The following is a 17,582-nucleotide window of genomic DNA, read 5'->3' as shown; positions in this document are numbered from 1 at the left end:
CGTATCACCTCTCTAGGCTGTTTTCCTCGTGTAAGTTTACCATGTGGTGTGCCGTTAACGTCAAACGTTCAAACATGATCTCACACCAAGGTTCAGGAATCGTGACTGCATCCATCGCCGCTTGCATACAGGATAACCATGCACGACCTTGAGCGGCACCAATCGGAAATCTCAAGTGACGAGCCCTTAGGCGCGGATGTCCATGTTCTTCACTGTATAAGGACGGTCCGCCAAGAAACTGAGTGAGAAATTGCTGTTGCTTTCGTTTCGTCTCAGTTAAATCATCTGGGAAAATCGGTGCGAGATCAGGGTGGCGGGCAACGCGATCATAGAAATGATCGACAAGGGCTGCCACCTTATCGGCTCCTCCGATCCCTTCATATATCGTTTGATCCGGGTATTCCATATGATCCCCCAATAATTAATATTAGACAAAATTAAGTGAATCATGCGATTTAAGTCTGATGTCGTAATGTGATTATATTTTAGCAAGGATCTGTAGAGAAGGGCAACTATAAGGCATCGTGTGGGGCATATCTCATACTCTTTGATGGGGACAACACACTCGCAATGGGACACGTGCGTTCCGAGATTGATGAAATGCGGGACAGAAAATTTACAGTTTGGGACACTTTTATTGAGGTACGGGACAGCCTCGGGACAACACACTCGCAATGGGACACGTGCGTTCCGAGATTGATGAAATACGGGACAGAATCTTTACAGTTTGGGACACTTTTATTGAGGTACGGGACAGCCTCGGGACAGCGCACACCCAATGGGACACGTGCGTTCCGAGATTGATGAAATACGGGACAGAAAATTTACAGTTTGGGACACTTTTATTGAGGTACGGGACAGCCTCGGGACAGCGCACACCCAATGGGACACGTGCGTTCCGAGATTGATGAAATGCGGGACAGAATCTTTATAGTTTGGGACACTTTTATTGAGGTACGGGACAGCCTCGGGACAGCGCACACCCAATGGGACACGTGCGTTCCGAGATTGATGAAATGTGGGACAGAAAATTTATGTTCCGGGACACTTTTATTAAGATACGGGACACTCACGGGACAGAGCGTCTCCTTTGGGACAACCTGCGAAATAAAAGCACCGGGACCCAAAGGCCCAGTGCTAATTAAGATTCAACATCACCGTTGAATTTTCTCACAAAAAATCGTTGTACTTTATTTTGTGGGGGGCGCTCGGGAAGCTTGAACTCGTGCATCAGCGCATCGAATTGCTTTCGACCTAAGTGGGCATCGGACACTTCATATTCCAATTCATAGTCATCCTTTTTTAAGTAAAAACTGTGATCAAGTACGAGCGTTCCATCTTTATAGGCTAACTCCGCCCGTTCCGTTGACAGACGCCCAAGGTATTGGAGTTTATCGGTGGAAATATTGCTTTCTCTAAGCGCTTTGCGTACGTCACCTTCAGGCAATACCCCGGTTGCTATAATATGTTCAGCTTGTTTCTGTTCAATCGATTGATGAGTTTCCATTAAGCCGATGCCGGAGGGTGCTGATTGTTTCAATGTCAATGTATACTGATCTTGTTTTTGACGGATGCGTAAGGCAGCACTCGCTTGTTTGAGTTCAAAATGGTATGTATCAAAATAATCATTGTGCTGTTTGAAAAAATCGTGTTGCTGCAATTGAAAGTGGTGTTTAAGTGTATCAAATTCCTTTTGCGTTAATAAATTTTTGTATTCAATCTCAAGTTCTTGACTCATTGTTTGTGACCCCTATCACGAATTGGTAAGTATAATCAAATTATGACATAATGGAGGTTGGGAAACAATCTTTAAAAACCCCATCAATCAAAGTCATTAGGTGGTGACCCATATTGGACTGGGACCTATTTCTAACACCGTATCATCAAGCCATTGATGAATTGAAAATAAAGTTAAGGGGGTACAGGGAACAATATGAAATGACATCGCAGCATTCACCAATTGAATTTGTGACTGGGCGCGTCAAACCGGTTCCCAGCATTCTTGATAAATCAAGGCGGAAGGATATCCCCTTTAATCAATTACATACCATGCAGGATATAGCTGGTTTACGTGTGATGTGTCAATTTGTTGATGACATCCGAACCGTTATTGAACTTCTGCGCAGTCGTGAAGACCTGCAGATCGTGGAAGAAAGAGACTACATTGCTGATAAAAAGGACAGCGGTTACCGGTCCTATCACTTGGTGGTCAGTTATCCTGTTCAAACCATTGTAGGGGAACAAAATATTTTAGTTGAAATTCAAATTCGTACATTAGCGATGAACTTTTGGGCTACAATTGAGCACTCATTGAATTATAAATATGAAGGCCAGATTCCGATAGAAATCAAAAATCGTCTGCAACGGGCAGCTGAAGCGGCCTTCCGATTAGATGAAGAGATGTCTAAGATTAGAGAAGAAATCCAGGAAGCGCAGAAACATTTTTATCTAAAGAAGACCGATGACAAAAGCCGAAAAAAATAATTGATAGACAGGAAGATGTTAGCATGCGATTTGCAATCCAATCTAAAGGTGATGAAACCTCTAACCAAATCCAAGAACAAATCAAGCGTTATTTGACCGGTTTTGAACTCGTCTATGATGAAGAAGAACCGGATATTGTCATTTCTGTTGGCGGCGATGGCACCCTTCTGTACGCCTTCCAACGTTATGTCCACCGACTTGATGAAACAGCGTTCGTCGGCGTACACACCGGTCATCTCGGTTTCTATGCTGACTGGACGCCGGAAGAAGTTGAAAAGCTTGTAATACATATTGCGAAAACGCCCTTCCATATTGTGGACTATCCATTGCTTGAAGTGACAGTACGATTTAATGATGATAAAAAAGAAAAGCGTTATCTTGCGCTGAATGAGTGTACAGTGAAAAGCATGGAAGGCTCATTAGTTATGGATGTTGTCATTAAGGGAGAAACATTTGAGACGTTTCGTGGCGATGGACTGTGCATTTCAACACCCTCTGGAAGCACCGCTTATAACAAAGCGTTATCAGGGGCGATTATTCACCCCTCATTACCATCCATTCAATTAGCAGAGATGGCGTCAATCAATAACCGTGTGTTTCGGACAGTCGGTTCACCGCTGATTTTGCCTCAGCATCATACATGTATGCTCCGTCCTGTGAATGACGTTAATTTTGACGTGACCATTGATCACTTGTTTCTTGTTCATAAGGATGTTAAATCGATTCAATGCCGCGTTGCCCATGAAAAAGTCCGGTTTGCCCGGTTCCGGCCGTTCCCATTTTGGAAGCGCGTGAAAGAATCATTCATCAGCGATTGACGGACACTACTTGAAAGGATGCACTCTATGGAACCTTACACTCTAAAGCAAGTGATACAAGACGCCGCGGATGGCGTCTTGTTACGAACCTATTTATTTGACCATCTCAAGCTATCCCGGCGGCTTGTTAAATCGATTAAATTTGGCGGACAATTTTTCATTAATGGTCAACCCGCAACCGTTCGTTATCGGATCACCACCGGTGATGAACTGGTCATCAAATTTCCCCCTGAGCATACTAGCGATACGTTAATGGCTCGGTCGATGCCCCTCGATATTAAGTATGAAGATGATGACGCTTTGGTTATCAACAAACCGCCGGATTTACCGGTCATTCCCTCCTTTCAATATCCTAATGGCACATTAGCTAATGGTGTTTTGGCTTATTTACAAGGGCAGCACCTGCCTTACACTGTACATACGGTCACCCGTCTTGATCGGGATACCTCAGGCTTAATTTTAATTGCCAAACATCGCTACGCTCACGAACGTTTTTTTCATATGCAACATAGTAAGGCTATAGAAAGGGAATATTTGGCGGTTGCGGAAGGACATCTGCAAGCAGTAGAAGGAGTTATTGATGCCCCTATTGGCAGGGAAGAGGGAAGTATTATCAAAAGATGCGTCCGAGAAGATGGAAAATGGGCTCGGACGCATTATAAGGTCGTCAAAAGATTGGCGGGTATGGATGTTGTCACAATTCGGTTAGAAACCGGTCGAACACATCAAATTCGGGTGCATTTTGCTCATATCGGTCATCCATTAGCCGGTGATGACCTCTACGGTGGTTCACTAACCAGGATTCACCGGCAAGCTTTACATAGCCAGCATCTATCCTTTAAACATCCACTAACAGAGGAAACGATTGTTGTTAGTGCTCCCCCTTCGCCGGATATTCATGGCATCATTCAACATTCGTCAAGTATCTAATCAAACATATAACGCCGTGACCGGGCTTCAATACTTAAGACGAGACCAATGGCAATCATGTTATTGAGCAGGGCACTACCGCCATAACTAAGAAACGGAAGCGGGATGCCGGTGATCGGCATGACTTGAAGCGTCATGCCGATGTTCTCAAAAATCGTGAAGGTCAGCATGCCGATGATACCTGTGCAGATATAAGTCCCAAACGGATCATGGGTTGCTAAAGCGGCATTGACAATTCGATAAATCAGCATAAATAGCAGTGATATGACAACGCTGGCGCCAAAAAAGCCGAAATGGCCGGCAATGACTGCGAAGATAAAGTCCGTATGGCCAAAAGGTAAAATCACGGACGTGCTCTCTATTCCTCGTCCATAAAGTTGGCCTGATCCAATGGATGTCAATGAATGCAAGAGTTGATAGCCGATATTATTAGAGTATTCATTAGGGTTCAACCAAGCGGAAAACCGGTTCAATTGGTGCTTTTCAAGAATGGTGTTTAAAATGTCTGGATGGTTGAAAAATAAGTAAAAAAATAAAGCAACACCTAAAATAACCAAGGTGATCATCATCAGCAGCCATCGCCAACGAATCCCAGACACAAAAATAAGAAAAAACGTGATTGCAAACAATATAAGTGCCGTTCCTAAATCGGGTTGAATCAAAACAAGGGCAAACGGCGGGAAAGCCGTAATGAAAATTTTCCCGACTAAGAGCAAATCTTGTTTGCCACTTGGATGATCATAAGTGTCACGGTGCCGGTAAATAATTTGTCCTAAGGCAATGATGAGTGCGACCTTCATAAATTCAGCCGGCTGAATCGTTCCGATTCCTGGTAATTGGAACCAGCTGTAAGCCCCATTGGATTCATGAGCAAAAGGCACAGGGATACCCAATTTGAAGGCAATTAAGCTCACTAATAATAATAGGACGAATCCGTAGACAAACCATGCGAGGTTTTGCAATTTGTCGTAATCAAATATAAATACGACAACGCAGACGACAGAACCGACGACATACCATAAAATTTGCTTTTGAATGACAGATGTAATCGTCAAGTTCCCATCTGGGTCCGGAGCCTGTGAAATCGCAATTAAACTTGTCAAGCCTAATAAAAAAACGACGAAAATCAACGTATAATCAATTTTGGTTGTTAACTTGGGGTCATTTTGACTCATGGGTATCGTTCCTCTTCTTTAACCAGTTCTTTAAACATCATTTCCTATCATATCTTAATTGCGTCAAAAAAAAAACAGTCCCAATGCTTTGACACACAATTTTAATCCCTTGATATTCGGTCGTTAAGTGTCTAAATTAGATATTTTTTGGTTAGCCTAAGACACCAAACTTTTTTCTTGAAAGAATGTAGAAAGTCGGTTAAATTGATGGGGACTGACAAAATGAAATGGTTTTACATATAACACTTTGAGAAGCAAGGAGGCTTGTCATGACTCATGCACAATCATTTGAATCACTGGTTATTGTTGTCCTTGCCGCCTTTATCACACCGATTTTGCTCAATCGGTTTCGCTTGCATTTTATACCTGTCGTAGTTGCAGAAATTATTGCCGGGATTATTATTGGCAAAACAGGCTTTGACATTATTGATGCCGGTTCATTTCTGGATACTCTGTCAACGCTCGGTTTCATTTACCTCTTATTTTTAAGTGGTGTTGAAATCGATTTTTCCGTTTTTGCACAAAATAAAAAGAAAGACAAAAAAAAGCAAGAACCCAATGGACCTATTCTGGCTTTACTGATTTTTACTTCAATCTTATTGCTATCCTATGTGATATCTTTGGGGATCGTCTGGTTAGGGTTCAGTAACAATGAATATATTTTAACTTTGGTTATTTCAACGATCTCACTAGGGATTGTTGTTCCGACGCTTAAGGATTCAGGCATTTTAAAATCAAGTGTCGGGCAAAATATTTTGCTGATCACTGTCGTCGGGGATCTTGCAACCATGATCTTACTCGCGGTGTTTGTATCAGTTTCTGGAGGGGCAAGCGGGAGTACATGGTTGTTACTCATTTTATTTGCTGCAGGTGTGTTACTTTACTTATTAGGTAAATTCTTTAAATCACGGTCGTTTATGGAGACAATGACTCGAGGAACGATTCAGATTGATATTCGCGCTGTTTTCACGTTGATTATCGTGCTTGTGGGTCTGGCGAGTCAGCTTGGAACGGAGATCATTCTCGGTTCTTTCTTAGCGGGGGTGCTTGTGTCTCTATTATCACCTAATCCAACCATGGTTCAGAAGCTGGATTCATTTGGCTATGGCTTTTTAATTCCGATCTTCTTTGTAATGATTGGCGTTGATCTTAATTTGCGATCATTGCTTACGGATCCTGAAGTTCTGATGCTGATTCCATTGTTATTCGTAGCGTTTGTAGTTGCGAAATTGATTCCGAGCCTTATTTTACGTAAATGGTATGATTGGAAGACGGTACTCAGTATCGGCAGCTTAATTTCAGCTAAACTGACTCTGGTTATTGCCGCAGCCCGAATCGCTGAACAAATGGGTATGATTGCCACGAAAACAGCATCAGCCATTATTCTTGTCGGGGTTCTTAGCTGCATTATGGGACCGATTGTCTTTAAAAAATTGTTCCCGTTTGCTTCGGATGATGCCAAGCAATCTGTGGCTTTTATCGGGGCTAACCAGATTACGTTACCACTATCTTTGGAACTCGATAACGAAGACTACGAAACCTTTATGTATCACAAAAAACAGGGTAAGAAGGAAGACAGCTTCGCTCAAAGTCAAGACCAGAAATTCGCTATTACGGAGCTGCCTGATTATAATGTTAAGACTTTGGATGGCTTAAAAGTTTTTGATGCCGATATTTTAGTGTTTGCAACCGGTGATAGTCACACGAATGCAGAATTAGCTTGTGCTGCAAAAGAACGTGGGGTCGAGCGGGTGATTGCTCGAATTGAAAGACCAGATACACGAAAAGATTTGAAGGAACAAAACATTGATACTTTTGCAACAATGTTGTCGACAAAAACCATCTTAAAAGCCATGGTTGAATCACCGAATATTATTGATATCTTAACAAAAGAAGATACGGGCTTATATGAAGTACCGATGCAGAATCCCAAATACGAGCACACAGAGCTTCGTGAGTTTCCATTTTTGGGTGATGCCATTATTGTCCGGATTTTCAGGGGCAACGATTCGATTATTCCTCACGGTGATACTCAGTTACATATGGACGATCACTTGGTTGTCTCAGGGAGTAAAGAGCATGTTGAAAAACTTAAGCGGATGCTATGTACACAATAATTTTGAACGCACTTCTGGTGAAATGGAAGTGCGTTTTTCTTTCTTTACAAGGTCATGATATAATATTTACGTCCTGTGTGTCGGAAATAAGTGAATTGATTTAAGGAGGTTACTTTAGAATATGGGAATATCATTACAAGGACATACGTATGTCATTATGGGTGTTGCTAACCAACGCAGCATAGCTTGGGGCGTCGCGGAAGCGCTGCATCATGCAGGAGCTCGTTTGATTTTTACATACAGTAGAGAACGATCTGGAGAGAAAGTGAAAAAATTAGTGGAAAAGCTTGATGGAGCTGTGGATCCCATGGTTTTACAATGTAATGTGGCCGACGAGGAACAGATTGAAACAGCTTTTCGAACGATTCAAGAACAAGTGGGTGTCATAAGCGGTGTGATTCACTCTGTTGCGTATGCTAATACCGAAGAACTTAATGGGGAGTATGTCAATACCTCCCGTGAAGGCTATTTAATGGCTCAAGAAATCAGTTCATATTCACTCGCAGCTGTGGCTCGATTCGCTCGGCCGATTATGTCTGAAGGGGGAAGTATTGTCGCGATGTCCTATATCGGCGGTGAGCGGGTCGTGCAAAATTATAATGTGATGGGAGTGGCCAAAGCCGCCTTAGAAGCCAGTGTTAAGTACTTAGCCAATGACCTTGGCAAAGATGGAATCCGGGTTAACGCTATATCTGCGGGGCCGATTCGTACGATATCTGCCAAAGGAGTGTCTGGCTTCAATGACATTTTAAAGGATATCGAAGACAACGCTCCTTTACGCCGACCGGTAACAAAAGAGGATGTTGGCAACACAACCTTGTTTTTAATGAGTGAATTATCGAAGGGGATTACTGGTGAAATCATTCATGTTGACAGTGGGTATAATATTATTTGATTAGAAAAAACGGGTGGTTTAAGTTCAGTGAACTTGAACCACCCGTTTTCCATGGATTATTGTTTATAAGGTTTCCAAGTGACTTTTCCGCACGTCCTACAACCTTGATTAGGTTTCTCGGCAGCAAATAAGGATGTTTGCCGGTTTTGCTTGCGACGCAGGCTTTTTTTTCGTTGCACGTCTTTATATAACGCTTGAACATCATGTTTTTTCATCAGCCTCACCCCTCTTCCTACTCGCAAATATATTCAAAAAAGGGTGAACGTGTTCAGTCGGCTACCGCTTCTTTTTAAATGGATTGAATGGCTTTGTTTGCTGTTTGTGGGTACGTTTAAAGGGATTAATCGTCTCACCACCACCGTGATCGCTATCGGAACCATTCTTAAAAGGGTTGATGGTGTGTTGATTCGTTTGTTTATGGCCAAAATGGCTGCCTTTTTGCGATGACACCTGCTTTTTATGGGGTGCCGGCTTTTCAACAGCTTGTTGCTGTTTAGGTTGAGGTGATAGCGGTAAATCAGGCTCACTTTGTTCAAAAAATTGTGTTTTGGCAAATGATTCATTCAAAGGTGTGAGCACTTTTTTTACAAGATATTGATAGACTGGAAAGGAAATATGTTTGAGATCAGGCAATAATGAATCGCTCATCTGTTGCATGAATAGATAGGCGAGCCATTCTGCACTTCTAGATTGATAGGATGCATCAATGATAACGGTATATGGTTCCATACCGGGCGGTAACCACAAGTTTTTGTGAATGAAACGTTGAACGGTTGTCGCACTTCCGGGGTGAAGGGGTTTTAAATTGTAAGTCATGTTCCGTGTGCCCGCTTGTACGGATATGGGGTAATCATGATTATTGAAGAATTGAACATCGTACATAGGTGATTGCTGCTGGTTTTGCATAAGTGTCAAGCCTGTGTGTTGCAAGTAAACCTGAGTTTGTTCGATTAAATAACTATGGCTACAGTGTATATTAATCGTGTGTTTGTCAAAGGCCGGTCCAATGGCTTGATCTTGATTCAATGACAATCCCCAGTAAGGGAGAAGATTGAGCAATTTTGCCTGTTCGCGTTGATTTAATTCGACCGTTTGTTGGTTGATGAGAACGGTCATCACAGATGCCTCCTTAAAGTCTATAAAAAAATGGGCGGGCAGATGAGTGCCAATATCTTGGTTATCTCCATACTATGTAATGAACCAATCAACAATGATTTTGTTGAAAAGAAAGGAAGGTTATTTCATGGGTAACAACCATAAACAAAGGAATATTCCAAGGGCCGCTAATAGCCTTCAAGATGAATGTATTCGCGTTCCTAAAGTCTATGACTGGGTAACAGATACACTAACTGTCACAAAAAACATTGCCTTTGATGATGAACAAATGGAAGCCATTGAAAGAGCCATGGAGGATCCCGGGCGCCGGCCGTTAAGAATCGTTTGTCAAACACCGGAGACCCCACCTTTGTTTCCGTTGAATCAAAGTGATTCAACCCTTTGCGAGGATAATGGTTTCTTCTGTGAGCAAGTCGGTGAAAAGCGCGATGTAACCGTACCGATTAGCGGTGAATTTGTCGATGCCCAACTTGTCGATTTGTTGTTCAATACAGACGTAAAAATCGAAGTGGTGGATCGCTACGGCAAATGCGTCACAGAGGCTGTGTTGGATGCAGCAGCCCTTGAATCGTTCGTATTATGCTATCCAAACGGTACAGATCTTCTATGCCGGGTGTCGAAAATTTTCTGTCGCATTTCGTCCGGGACGTTGCTGCTCAATAGCCCATGCCCGCGCAGTTTCGAATTAGAAGTCACGTTCTGTGTTGATGTGCAAGTAGAAGCAGAAGTCAAACTGGAAGTGCTGGCGAAGTTCTGTTCACCGCGTAACAATGATCTTACTGCACCTGAAGGTATTGATCAGTGTCCACCGATTGAATTTCCGGAACAATGCCCAGACATTTTCCCACGGAAGAATTGTGACTGCCAAGCAAGCGGTGAAGCTTCCGGTTTCACGGGTGAAGATGCAACTGAACAAGGCGAGGTTGGTATTCTAGCAGATATCTGCCCGAATTGTAGTCTTGTTGATTCGACGTTCAGACTCACTTTTAACGACACCGATTCAAGCGATGGCCTACGGAATTTGCAATTCACAGCCGATAGCTTTGATGCCGACTCACTTGAATGTAGCGAATGCTACGGCGGTGACGGTCTGAAGGTCGTCGTAAGCGGTGAAGGTCGAACGAACGACGGTCGTCGTCTTGACTTTAATCTAGCCCTTGTTGATGGTCCTGCTGGTGATGAATATCAAGTCCAACTCATCAATGAAAGATATGGCGATGTTCTCTTTGATACAGGCATCGTAAATGTCAGAGAAGGCAATATTGATGTCGAAGACTGTGTCACTTTTCAGGATGTCAAATAAGCCACAACTGTAGTATGAATGAAGGAGAAGCGGGGACTCATGGTGAGTTCCCGTTTTTTGCTATAAGTCGTAGTGAAAAACAAACAGGCAACAAATGGGCGGCTGTTACATAAGCTGTTAGGAGAAAGGATTTCGTGTCAGGGGGCGTTTTGTTTGGATAAAGATCGAAAAACAGTTAGTTATTCGCAGCTGATTGATCGACAAAATTATTATAAGGAAAAATCATTACAGTTAGAGAAGGATCATATTTTCGCTGAGGAGAAGATTAAAGCATTGGAAGAACAACTCGAACGCCTGAAAGAAGACGGAACTGAGTATCACAAACTGAAACAAGACTACGATGCGCTCAAAAAAGCTTATGATGACGTGGTCGCTAAACATACACAGTCTGAACAAAAAATTGCTGAACTTCAAGCAGCGATGGAAAAACTCAATAACGGGCAGGAAGAACAGGCGGGCAGCTCGAATTCAGAAGCTTATCAAAAACGTGTTAAAGATTATGAACGGTTACTCGCGGAAGTGCAAAGAGATCTTAATGAGAAAGATGAAGAACTATCTGTCTATAAAAAAAGGTTAAATATCTTAGATAAACGGTTAAAGAATAATGGCGAGGCGGTGTTAAATCAAAAACCTGATTTGGAAAAAAATCCAAATAAGAAAGATGACTGTCTAGCAGTTGGTATTTTGGATTATGCGATGATTATGAATCAAAACCGATGTGTGATCCGGGGAGATTTTATTTTGCAAAATAACGGTACCCAATCTTTGGGAACCCCGTTTGTGTGTTTTCGTTTCACTCCAGGTGATGCGGCAGAATTAAAAGGGAGAATTTTAGGAGCAGAACATGTAGACCAAGGGCAAGTTGATACCCAGCAGCTCCAATGGACATTCCTGGAGAATGATTGGGCTCAGGAGGCTAGAGAACGCGGTGAAATATGGGTCCATCCGGTATCCCAGGTGTCCATAGCTGCCGGAGAAGAGTTGGCTGTCAGTGATTTTCAAGTTCCTGTCGAAACCAAGTACTATGATCATGTGGCCATTGAGGTCTTTGTCTATTTTCAAGAGTTAGATTACAAAATCAAAAGTACAAATCAAATATTGGTTAATCTTTAGTAGCTTTCTTCTTATCCTAGCACTTATAGGCGATGGACTATACAAAACCTAGTGCTTTCGCATACAGTGTCAAGAAACCATCTTTAGGAGGGAATAAGATGTCGGAGGAAAGAAAGCAACCTAAGACCATTCACGTTGATAAACTTATTATCAAAGCAGATGAGGTTCAATTATCTCCCGAGACGGAAGGTAAGCATTGGGAAGGCCCACAAGGCCCGCAGGTTCAACGTGATTTCTGGGGATTCCCTATTCGTCCAGTCGAATCTTCGGAAGAGGAAAAGGACCATCATGATCATGAGGGTCATGACGATCAGGAAAACTGGAAAGACGATCACAAAGATCACGACGAAGAGGATGATCAGGATCATGACGATCACGATGATGATCGTGAAGAACCGCGCCGGCCTTGGGGATCGTGGATTTAAAGAAAAAGAGCAACCCATGGGTTGCTCTCTATCATTAATCATATGAGGTGATTGATTTGGGGTATTTGCCACCTGTTCATGTTAAGCACTTTGAAGGTCAGCCAATGAAGTCAGTTAGGCATCGGACGCCAATGAAAGTGGAAAAAGCTCAGCCTGTCAAGGATCACCGTGATCAAGCCTCTTTGCATTTCCAAAAGCAGCGACTAAAACAGATGGATGAGAAGGGACAACGTGTCGATATTCGAATCTAGTGGATACTTAAGCGTTATCTAATTTTTGGACCAACAGTCCATCCTCTTGACTCCATTCTGCTAACATGACATCAGTGATGGCGTTAATTCCGCGCTGATTTAACTCATTGAGGAGCCACTGCTCATCTTGTCCCATTTGCAGCAAGTTTCGTTTAATGAGAACCCCATCATTAATTAGTAGCAGGGGGAGCCTTTTTGATTGACTGGGTAGGTTCATATCACTTCTAACAACATTCTGGTACATAGGTTTTTTTAGCACAGTCACTTTGCCATTGGGTTCGTAAATCGCGTATTCAATTTCCCGGAATGAAAAAACCTCCTTATCTCTTAACAATGTTTGCAGGCGATTGATGTCCATTCGGCGTTTTTTCATTTCTTTCCGGTCAACGACCCCGTTTTTGATAAGTAGAGATGGCTTACTTTCAAATAGGTTTCTGGTGATGTTAAATTTCATCGTAATGAGATCAATGGCAAGGATCAGTACAGCCCATAAAGCAACGGCAAATAAAATCCGCCAGATATCCACTTCAGAGTCGTAGACCGCATTTCCGACGAATTCCCCTAAGACGATGGCCGCAACGAAGTCAAAAGGGGTCGCCTCAGAGAGGGAGGTTCGGCCCATAATCTTCGTTGCGCCCAGAAGTGAAAAGTATCCGGCGATCAATTCAATTGTTAAACTAAGATATTCCATGAACCGTCACACCCCTTTAAAACTTAGGGTGGCTAAAAGCTCGGCCCAATATGCAAAAAACAGCCTAAGATCAGGCTGTTTGCTGCTTTTTTATAAAGATTTTGTCATCTGTACGTGAGGAATACCCGCGTCCATAAATTCATCAGAACAAACGTCATACCCCAACTGTTGATAGAACTTGATAGCGTGGTTCTGGGCGTTTAGTTTAAGGGTATGAAACCCCTGTTTTTTTGCGGACGATTCAATGGCGCACATGATGGCCTGTCCCACCTTATGTCCCCGGTAAGCCTTTAATACACAAATCCGTTCAACTTTGCCAACTTGATCAATGTGGCGAAGCCGTCCAGCACCGATGGGTTTGTCTTGTTCATAAGTGACAAAATGTGTCGAGTCGTCTTCAAATTCATCGATCTCAAGATCAGCGGGAACGTTTTGTTCATGCACAAACACTTCGTTCCGGACATTCAAAGCGTCATCATATTGTTTTTTAGATTCTACGATGATTACGGGCCTGTTCATCAATTACTTTCCTTTCTTTTGCAAATGAAACGTTTCATAGACAGTCCACGATTCATTGTCCAATTGATAAAGAAGTTGAAAGCGGTCGATCGTTTCTTTGTGATGGACATCCATCATTTTTAAGCTTTGCAGGATGTCAGCATGTTCCTCGTCAGAAAGATCCTGAGCAATTGTAATGTGTGGGACAAATTGATATTCACGATCATCCCCTAATTCGTTTTCATGCAGATTCTCTTGTAAACGCATCAAATTCGGATGCTCATCGATTTTGAAATAAATCACATTATTGACGGGATGAAAGGAGCTCACTTTTTTTACCTCAATATCAACGGGTTCGTGGTTATCAGCGATGCTGCGAAATTGTTTGATCATGAGGTCAATCTCGTCGTTTTCAAGCTCAAACGGCTCTTTAAGTGTGATATGCGGTGGCACATTGGAGTAATGGGGGTCATAGCGTTTTCGATAGGCGTTTGCTTTATCTTGTAATTCTTTTGATGGAAACATTGCAATTCCGTATCTCATAATTGGTTCCTCCTTATCGTAGTGCTTAGTGAAGCGGAAGGGCTTCTCTACGTATTATCATAATTTTTATTATATCATGTTCATGGTAAAAGTGATATAGGCATACCAGATTATGTCATCCGTGCTGTCGATTTTACTGTATAAAAAAGGGCTGGCCCATTTATTGCGGGCAGCCCTGTCAGAGATAACTATCTTAATTCAACGGGTTCCTGTTCCTTTGTCGTCGCGATTTCATCATCGTCATCGTCGACGGGAACTTCCTGATCAGTTTGATCGTCCTGATTAAATCGAGCTTTTAATTCTTTAGCTTTGTCACTGACTTTAGAAGATTGTTCAGAAACGGTTCTAGCAAAATCAGATGAACGGTTTTTGATGGCGACAGATTGGTCAGCAAGATCTCTGCGAACATCTTTACCTGGTTTTGGCGCTGTTAGAAAGGCGGTTGACGCTCCAACAATGCCGCCGATTAAGCCTCCAATTAAAAAATCCTTAACATTAAGGCTACTGTTATTCGTTTGATCATTTTGTTCTGTCATGATATACCTCCTTGGACTGTTATTCATATTATTACGAATTTGCTTACAACATTCAATCCCTTTTTAAAAAAAAATTAAATAATGGAATCGTAGGCACCTCTTATTTTAGGGATTACCCAATATTGATAGACTTATAAACATGAAAGATTTCATATTTCATATTTTATATTTGTATAAGCTAATGAATATGAACGACATTTTAATTTTACATTTTTATTGACGCATAGTTATTTATCTGGTATATTAATACTTGTCCTTAACAAAAAGATAAAGTTGAAGCAATTATGATCCGTTAGCTCAGTCGGGAGAGCGCATGCTTGACAGGCATGAGGTCACTGGTTCGAGCCCAGTACGGATCACTGTCACAACGCGGTTTCTCGCTTGGTCGAGGAACCGCGTTTTTACGTAATACAAATCTTTTTTTACAAAACAAGCGAAAGAGCTGTGTGATGTGCTAAAACATATTATAATAGAAATAAGATGTCACATGTGAAGGGGTGTCTCCGGGGTGAGTTTAAGAGGAAGTTATATTACATTATGGAAAAAATTTTCGCAGGGGACTTTAAGAACATACGTCCAAAATATGAGTTGTGATATTAATAGGCAATATTCACACGGATTGCAGGGATATTTCAAGTATATTAAATTAACTTTCCATGCTGTCTATGTATTTCTAGCGGCAATGATAACCATCATTTATGTATATAAGGAAAATTTCACGGGTTTAGCGTTTGGCTGGCTGTCCGCCATTCATTTAGAGCCTTCAGTTTGGTTACTGTTGTTATTTATTCTGTTCTTTGTCGGGCCATTTCTATATATCATCGTTCGTTTAAGGCAAATTTCTCGTATTTTTCTTCTGCAGTCGGTATTGGAAAATGCGCGTGAGGCCGGGCAATCATCTCATCTCAATCAGGACAATAGAGAAGAGAGGGGCAAATGATGAGTGGAGAACGAAGGCTGCAACAGCAGTTTGACAGTGAAGCAAAAGCCCTTGCTTTTTATGATAAGCAAATGCTAGATTATCTTAATGATGCGATGCAATCCTTTATCAAGAGGATTGGCATGGTATTTTTGGCAACCGCTGATGGTGAAGGACAAACAGATTGTTCTATTAAAACCGGTGCACCAGGATTTATAAAAATCGTCGATAAGCAGACCTTACTGTTTCCGGAATACAAAGGGAACGGGGTGATGGCGAGTCTAGGTAATTTGGTTGAAAATCCTCACTTAACGTTGTTGTTTATCGATTTTTTTCAACATCAAGTTGGCTTGCATGTGAATGGCTCAGCAGTCATCCTTTCAGAAGCAGACGCCTATCACTTACATCCGGAACTCCCGAATCATCAATCGATCACAACGTGGGTTAAGATTACCGTCGAGGAAGCCTACATTCATTGTTCGAAAAATATTCCGTTACTACAGCATGTTAGTCAGCCAAGTGGGACTAAATCTGGGGACTTTTTTCATGTAGCAAGGGATCATAAGGAATAACGTATAAGTATTAGTTTGGAGGGAGCGCTAATGTCTCAGAAGCCAACGCTAAAAGTTTTTTATGATGGCTGGTGCCCGATGTGTACGCGCGCCATGAGAGCGATGCGTAAGATGGATCGACTAGGGAACATTGAATTCATTTCCTTTCGAACTGAAGGTGTCATGGAAACGTATCAATTACACGGAATGGATGTTGAAGACCGGATCTATAGTATACGGAAACGAGATGGTCAAAGCTTTTCAGGGATTGCAACAATCTTGGAAATCACTAAGCGTATCCCGATCTATATTGCTTTGGTTCCGTTCATTTGGCTATCTATGAAAGTCGGACTTGGGCAAAAGTTGTACCGATTCATTGCGGATCGTCGGAGCATTGTTCCTGTAGGACAATGTGATGACGGACAGTGTCAAGTTCATTTTCAAGACAATCAAGATGATTAATCGATTTGCTCCAGACTAGAAAAATGCCCCCCGCTCTCAACCTCGAACTTTTCAAAATTATTCAATCGATTCATTTGTTGTGTTGGTTGCTTTCCATGATATGCCGTCGCATCATGGCTGCGATTGTCCTTTTGTCCATCGCCGAACGATACTGCCCAATGCACGCATGAAAAGTAAGCTTAGGGATACGCTTAAAAAGGTGGCCCATCCATTCCAACGGATATATTTAACAAGCCGGGTATATTTTTCGAAAATCATCTCTAAGATGGTCGTCGGCACAACCAGCATTAATAATTTTATGAACATTCCCTTGGATGTACGTGTCCATCGATTATAGATAACCCCCATCATTGGATAAAAGAGGCATTCGTAGATAAGTGATGTATGATATTTTCGAGAAATGCGAACCGGATAAGCGATCAACTTATTGGCCACAGCTAAGTTTCCCAACAAACTGCCCAATATTGATTGAGCGACATAAATGAACATCCATTCCAAAGTCCTCGGTTTTTTAACTGTAAAAGGGAATGAAATTAACCCTATAACTAATAGCCCTTTTAAAATTTTCCTGTCTGACATATTCTCACCGCCTGTTAATCATACCGATAGTATTTCCCTTAAAATAACAGACATGCAGGACTACAAATATTCTTTGGTTCGTTCGAAGGCCTACTGATACAAAAAACACACTAAGCAGCGCTGCTTAGTGTGTTTTCGGGGATCTTTTACTTAAAATAAAGGGGGTACATATATAG

22 protein-coding genes and 1 tRNA gene are annotated in these 17,582 nt (G+C 42.0%); 13 read left to right on the top strand and 10 right to left on the bottom strand.

What is annotated here, in order from left to right; translation table 11 throughout:
• Positions 1-4: 4 nt before the first annotated feature.
• Positions 5-406, bottom strand: coding sequence for a globin domain-containing protein (locus B9Y89_RS03810; RefSeq protein ID WP_085521708.1), 402 nt, complete (start codon positions 404-406; stop codon positions 5-7).
• A gap of 735 nt (positions 407-1,141) precedes the next feature.
• Entirely contained in the window at positions 1,142-1,738 is a 597-nt protein-coding gene (locus tag B9Y89_RS03805) for a CYTH domain-containing protein (protein ID WP_085521706.1), read from the bottom strand.
• 110 nt (positions 1,739-1,848) lie between these two features.
• Here B9Y89_RS03805 and B9Y89_RS03800 point away from each other — a divergent pair, with 110 nt between their 5' ends.
• Genes B9Y89_RS03800 through B9Y89_RS03790 form a run of 3 tightly spaced genes read left to right on the top strand, consistent with a single transcriptional unit; the run spans position 1,849 to position 4,232 of the window.
• Positions 1,849-2,484 carry a GTP diphosphokinase gene (locus tag B9Y89_RS03800; RefSeq protein WP_254901193.1) on the top strand — a complete coding sequence of 212 codons (636 nt, stop codon included), beginning with the start codon at positions 1,849-1,851 and terminating at the stop codon, positions 2,482-2,484.
• A gap of 23 nt (positions 2,485-2,507) precedes the next feature.
• Positions 2,508-3,302 (top strand): NAD kinase, encoded by a 795-nt coding sequence (locus B9Y89_RS03795; protein ID WP_085521704.1) that lies wholly within the window; start codon positions 2,508-2,510, stop codon positions 3,300-3,302.
• Positions 3,303-3,329: 27 nt separating this feature from the next.
• Complete coding sequence (locus tag B9Y89_RS03790; RefSeq protein WP_085521702.1) at positions 3,330-4,232, top strand: RluA family pseudouridine synthase; 903 nt, start codon at positions 3,330-3,332, stop codon at positions 4,230-4,232.
• Here the strand turns inward: B9Y89_RS03790 and B9Y89_RS03785 are convergent.
• Positions 4,229-5,407, bottom strand: a complete 1,179-nt coding sequence (locus B9Y89_RS03785; protein ID WP_085521700.1) for an FtsW/RodA/SpoVE family cell cycle protein — start codon at positions 5,405-5,407, stop codon at positions 4,229-4,231. The genes B9Y89_RS03790 and B9Y89_RS03785 overlap by 4 nt on opposite strands.
• Positions 5,408-5,676: 269 nt before the next feature.
• Between B9Y89_RS03785 and B9Y89_RS03780 the strand changes: the two genes are divergently transcribed.
• Together B9Y89_RS03780 and fabI are read left to right on the top strand one after the other, a co-directional pair.
• Positions 5,677-7,524, top strand: coding sequence for a cation:proton antiporter family protein (locus tag B9Y89_RS03780; RefSeq protein WP_085521698.1), 1,848 nt, complete (start codon positions 5,677-5,679; stop codon positions 7,522-7,524).
• Between the two features lie 121 nt (positions 7,525-7,645).
• Entirely contained in the window at positions 7,646-8,419 is a 774-nt protein-coding gene (gene fabI / locus B9Y89_RS03775; RefSeq protein WP_085521696.1) for an enoyl-ACP reductase FabI, read from the top strand.
• A gap of 56 nt (positions 8,420-8,475) precedes the next feature.
• Here fabI and B9Y89_RS18960 read toward each other — a convergent pair whose 3' ends face one another.
• Both B9Y89_RS18960 and B9Y89_RS03770 read right to left on the bottom strand, forming a co-directional pair.
• Positions 8,476-8,634, bottom strand: a complete 159-nt coding sequence (locus B9Y89_RS18960) for a hypothetical protein (RefSeq protein WP_176222093.1) — start codon at positions 8,632-8,634, stop codon at positions 8,476-8,478.
• 61 nt (positions 8,635-8,695) lie between these two features.
• Positions 8,696-9,535 carry a hypothetical protein gene (locus B9Y89_RS03770; RefSeq protein WP_085521694.1) on the bottom strand — a complete coding sequence of 280 codons (840 nt, stop codon included), beginning with the start codon at positions 9,533-9,535 and terminating at the stop codon, positions 8,696-8,698.
• 127 nt (positions 9,536-9,662) lie between these two features.
• Between B9Y89_RS03770 and B9Y89_RS03765 the strand changes: the two genes are divergently transcribed.
• From B9Y89_RS03765 to B9Y89_RS03750, 4 genes are all read left to right on the top strand, one after another.
• The gene (locus tag B9Y89_RS03765) at positions 9,663-10,838 is read left to right on the top strand and encodes a BMQ_0737 family morphogenetic spore coat protein (protein WP_085521692.1); all 1,176 of its coding nucleotides are present in this window, start codon (positions 9,663-9,665) and stop codon (positions 10,836-10,838) included.
• A 153-nt stretch (positions 10,839-10,991) separates the two neighbouring features.
• Positions 10,992-11,951: an AAA family ATPase gene (locus tag B9Y89_RS03760; RefSeq protein ID WP_085521690.1), complete on the top strand. Its 960-nt coding sequence runs from the start codon at positions 10,992-10,994 to the stop codon at positions 11,949-11,951.
• A 98-nt stretch (positions 11,952-12,049) separates the two neighbouring features.
• Entirely contained in the window at positions 12,050-12,376 is a 327-nt protein-coding gene (locus B9Y89_RS03755; protein ID WP_085521688.1) for a hypothetical protein, read from the top strand.
• Positions 12,377-12,432: 56 nt separating this feature from the next.
• Positions 12,433-12,627 (top strand): hypothetical protein, encoded by a 195-nt coding sequence (locus B9Y89_RS03750; RefSeq protein ID WP_085521686.1) that lies wholly within the window; start codon positions 12,433-12,435, stop codon positions 12,625-12,627.
• Between the two features lie 7 nt (positions 12,628-12,634).
• On the opposite strand, the gene B9Y89_RS03745 is transcribed toward B9Y89_RS03750, so the two are convergent.
• The 4 genes from B9Y89_RS03745 to B9Y89_RS03730 all read right to left on the bottom strand — a co-directional run bounded on the left by B9Y89_RS03745 (position 12,635) and on the right by B9Y89_RS03730 (position 14,895).
• Positions 12,635-13,318, bottom strand: coding sequence for a DUF421 domain-containing protein (locus B9Y89_RS03745; RefSeq protein WP_085521685.1), 684 nt, complete (start codon positions 13,316-13,318; stop codon positions 12,635-12,637).
• A 90-nt stretch (positions 13,319-13,408) separates the two neighbouring features.
• Positions 13,409-13,837 carry a GNAT family N-acetyltransferase gene (locus tag B9Y89_RS03740; protein WP_085521683.1) on the bottom strand — a complete coding sequence of 143 codons (429 nt, stop codon included), beginning with the start codon at positions 13,835-13,837 and terminating at the stop codon, positions 13,409-13,411.
• Between the two features lie 3 nt (positions 13,838-13,840).
• A complete protein-coding gene (locus tag B9Y89_RS03735; RefSeq protein ID WP_085521681.1) occupies positions 13,841-14,359 on the bottom strand; it encodes a YjcG family protein in 519 nt (172 codons plus the stop codon).
• Between the two features lie 188 nt (positions 14,360-14,547).
• Positions 14,548-14,895 (bottom strand): YtxH domain-containing protein, encoded by a 348-nt coding sequence (locus B9Y89_RS03730; protein WP_139822707.1) that lies wholly within the window; start codon positions 14,893-14,895, stop codon positions 14,548-14,550.
• A 286-nt stretch (positions 14,896-15,181) separates the two neighbouring features.
• Here B9Y89_RS03730 and B9Y89_RS03725 point away from each other — a divergent pair.
• The 4 genes from B9Y89_RS03725 (at position 15,182) to B9Y89_RS03710 (ending at position 16,827) form a co-directional block, all read left to right on the top strand.
• Positions 15,182-15,254 (top strand) — tRNA-Val (locus B9Y89_RS03725).
• A 149-nt stretch (positions 15,255-15,403) separates the two neighbouring features.
• The gene (locus B9Y89_RS03720; protein WP_085521678.1) at positions 15,404-15,835 is read left to right on the top strand and encodes a hypothetical protein; all 432 of its coding nucleotides are present in this window, start codon (positions 15,404-15,406) and stop codon (positions 15,833-15,835) included.
• The gene (locus B9Y89_RS03715) at positions 15,835-16,386 is read left to right on the top strand and encodes a pyridoxamine 5'-phosphate oxidase family protein (RefSeq protein ID WP_254901174.1); all 552 of its coding nucleotides are present in this window, start codon (positions 15,835-15,837) and stop codon (positions 16,384-16,386) included. The genes B9Y89_RS03720 and B9Y89_RS03715 overlap by 1 nt, the downstream gene beginning before the upstream one ends.
• 30 nt (positions 16,387-16,416) lie before the next feature.
• Positions 16,417-16,827 (top strand): thiol-disulfide oxidoreductase DCC family protein, encoded by a 411-nt coding sequence (locus B9Y89_RS03710; protein WP_085521674.1) that lies wholly within the window; start codon positions 16,417-16,419, stop codon positions 16,825-16,827.
• Positions 16,828-16,938: 111 nt separating this feature from the next.
• On the opposite strand, the gene B9Y89_RS03705 is transcribed toward B9Y89_RS03710, so the two are convergent.
• A complete protein-coding gene (locus tag B9Y89_RS03705; RefSeq protein WP_085521672.1) occupies positions 16,939-17,406 on the bottom strand; it encodes a CBO0543 family protein in 468 nt (155 codons plus the stop codon).
• Between the last annotated feature and the right edge of the window lie 176 nt (positions 17,407-17,582).

Source organism: Tuberibacillus sp. Marseille-P3662 (assembly GCF_900178005.1).
In the GTDB taxonomy this organism is placed as follows: domain Bacteria; phylum Bacillota; class Bacilli; order Bacillales; family Sporolactobacillaceae; genus Marseille-P3662.
Note: the sequence above shows the minus strand (reverse complement) of the source record. Positions and strands in the feature narration are given on the sequence as shown.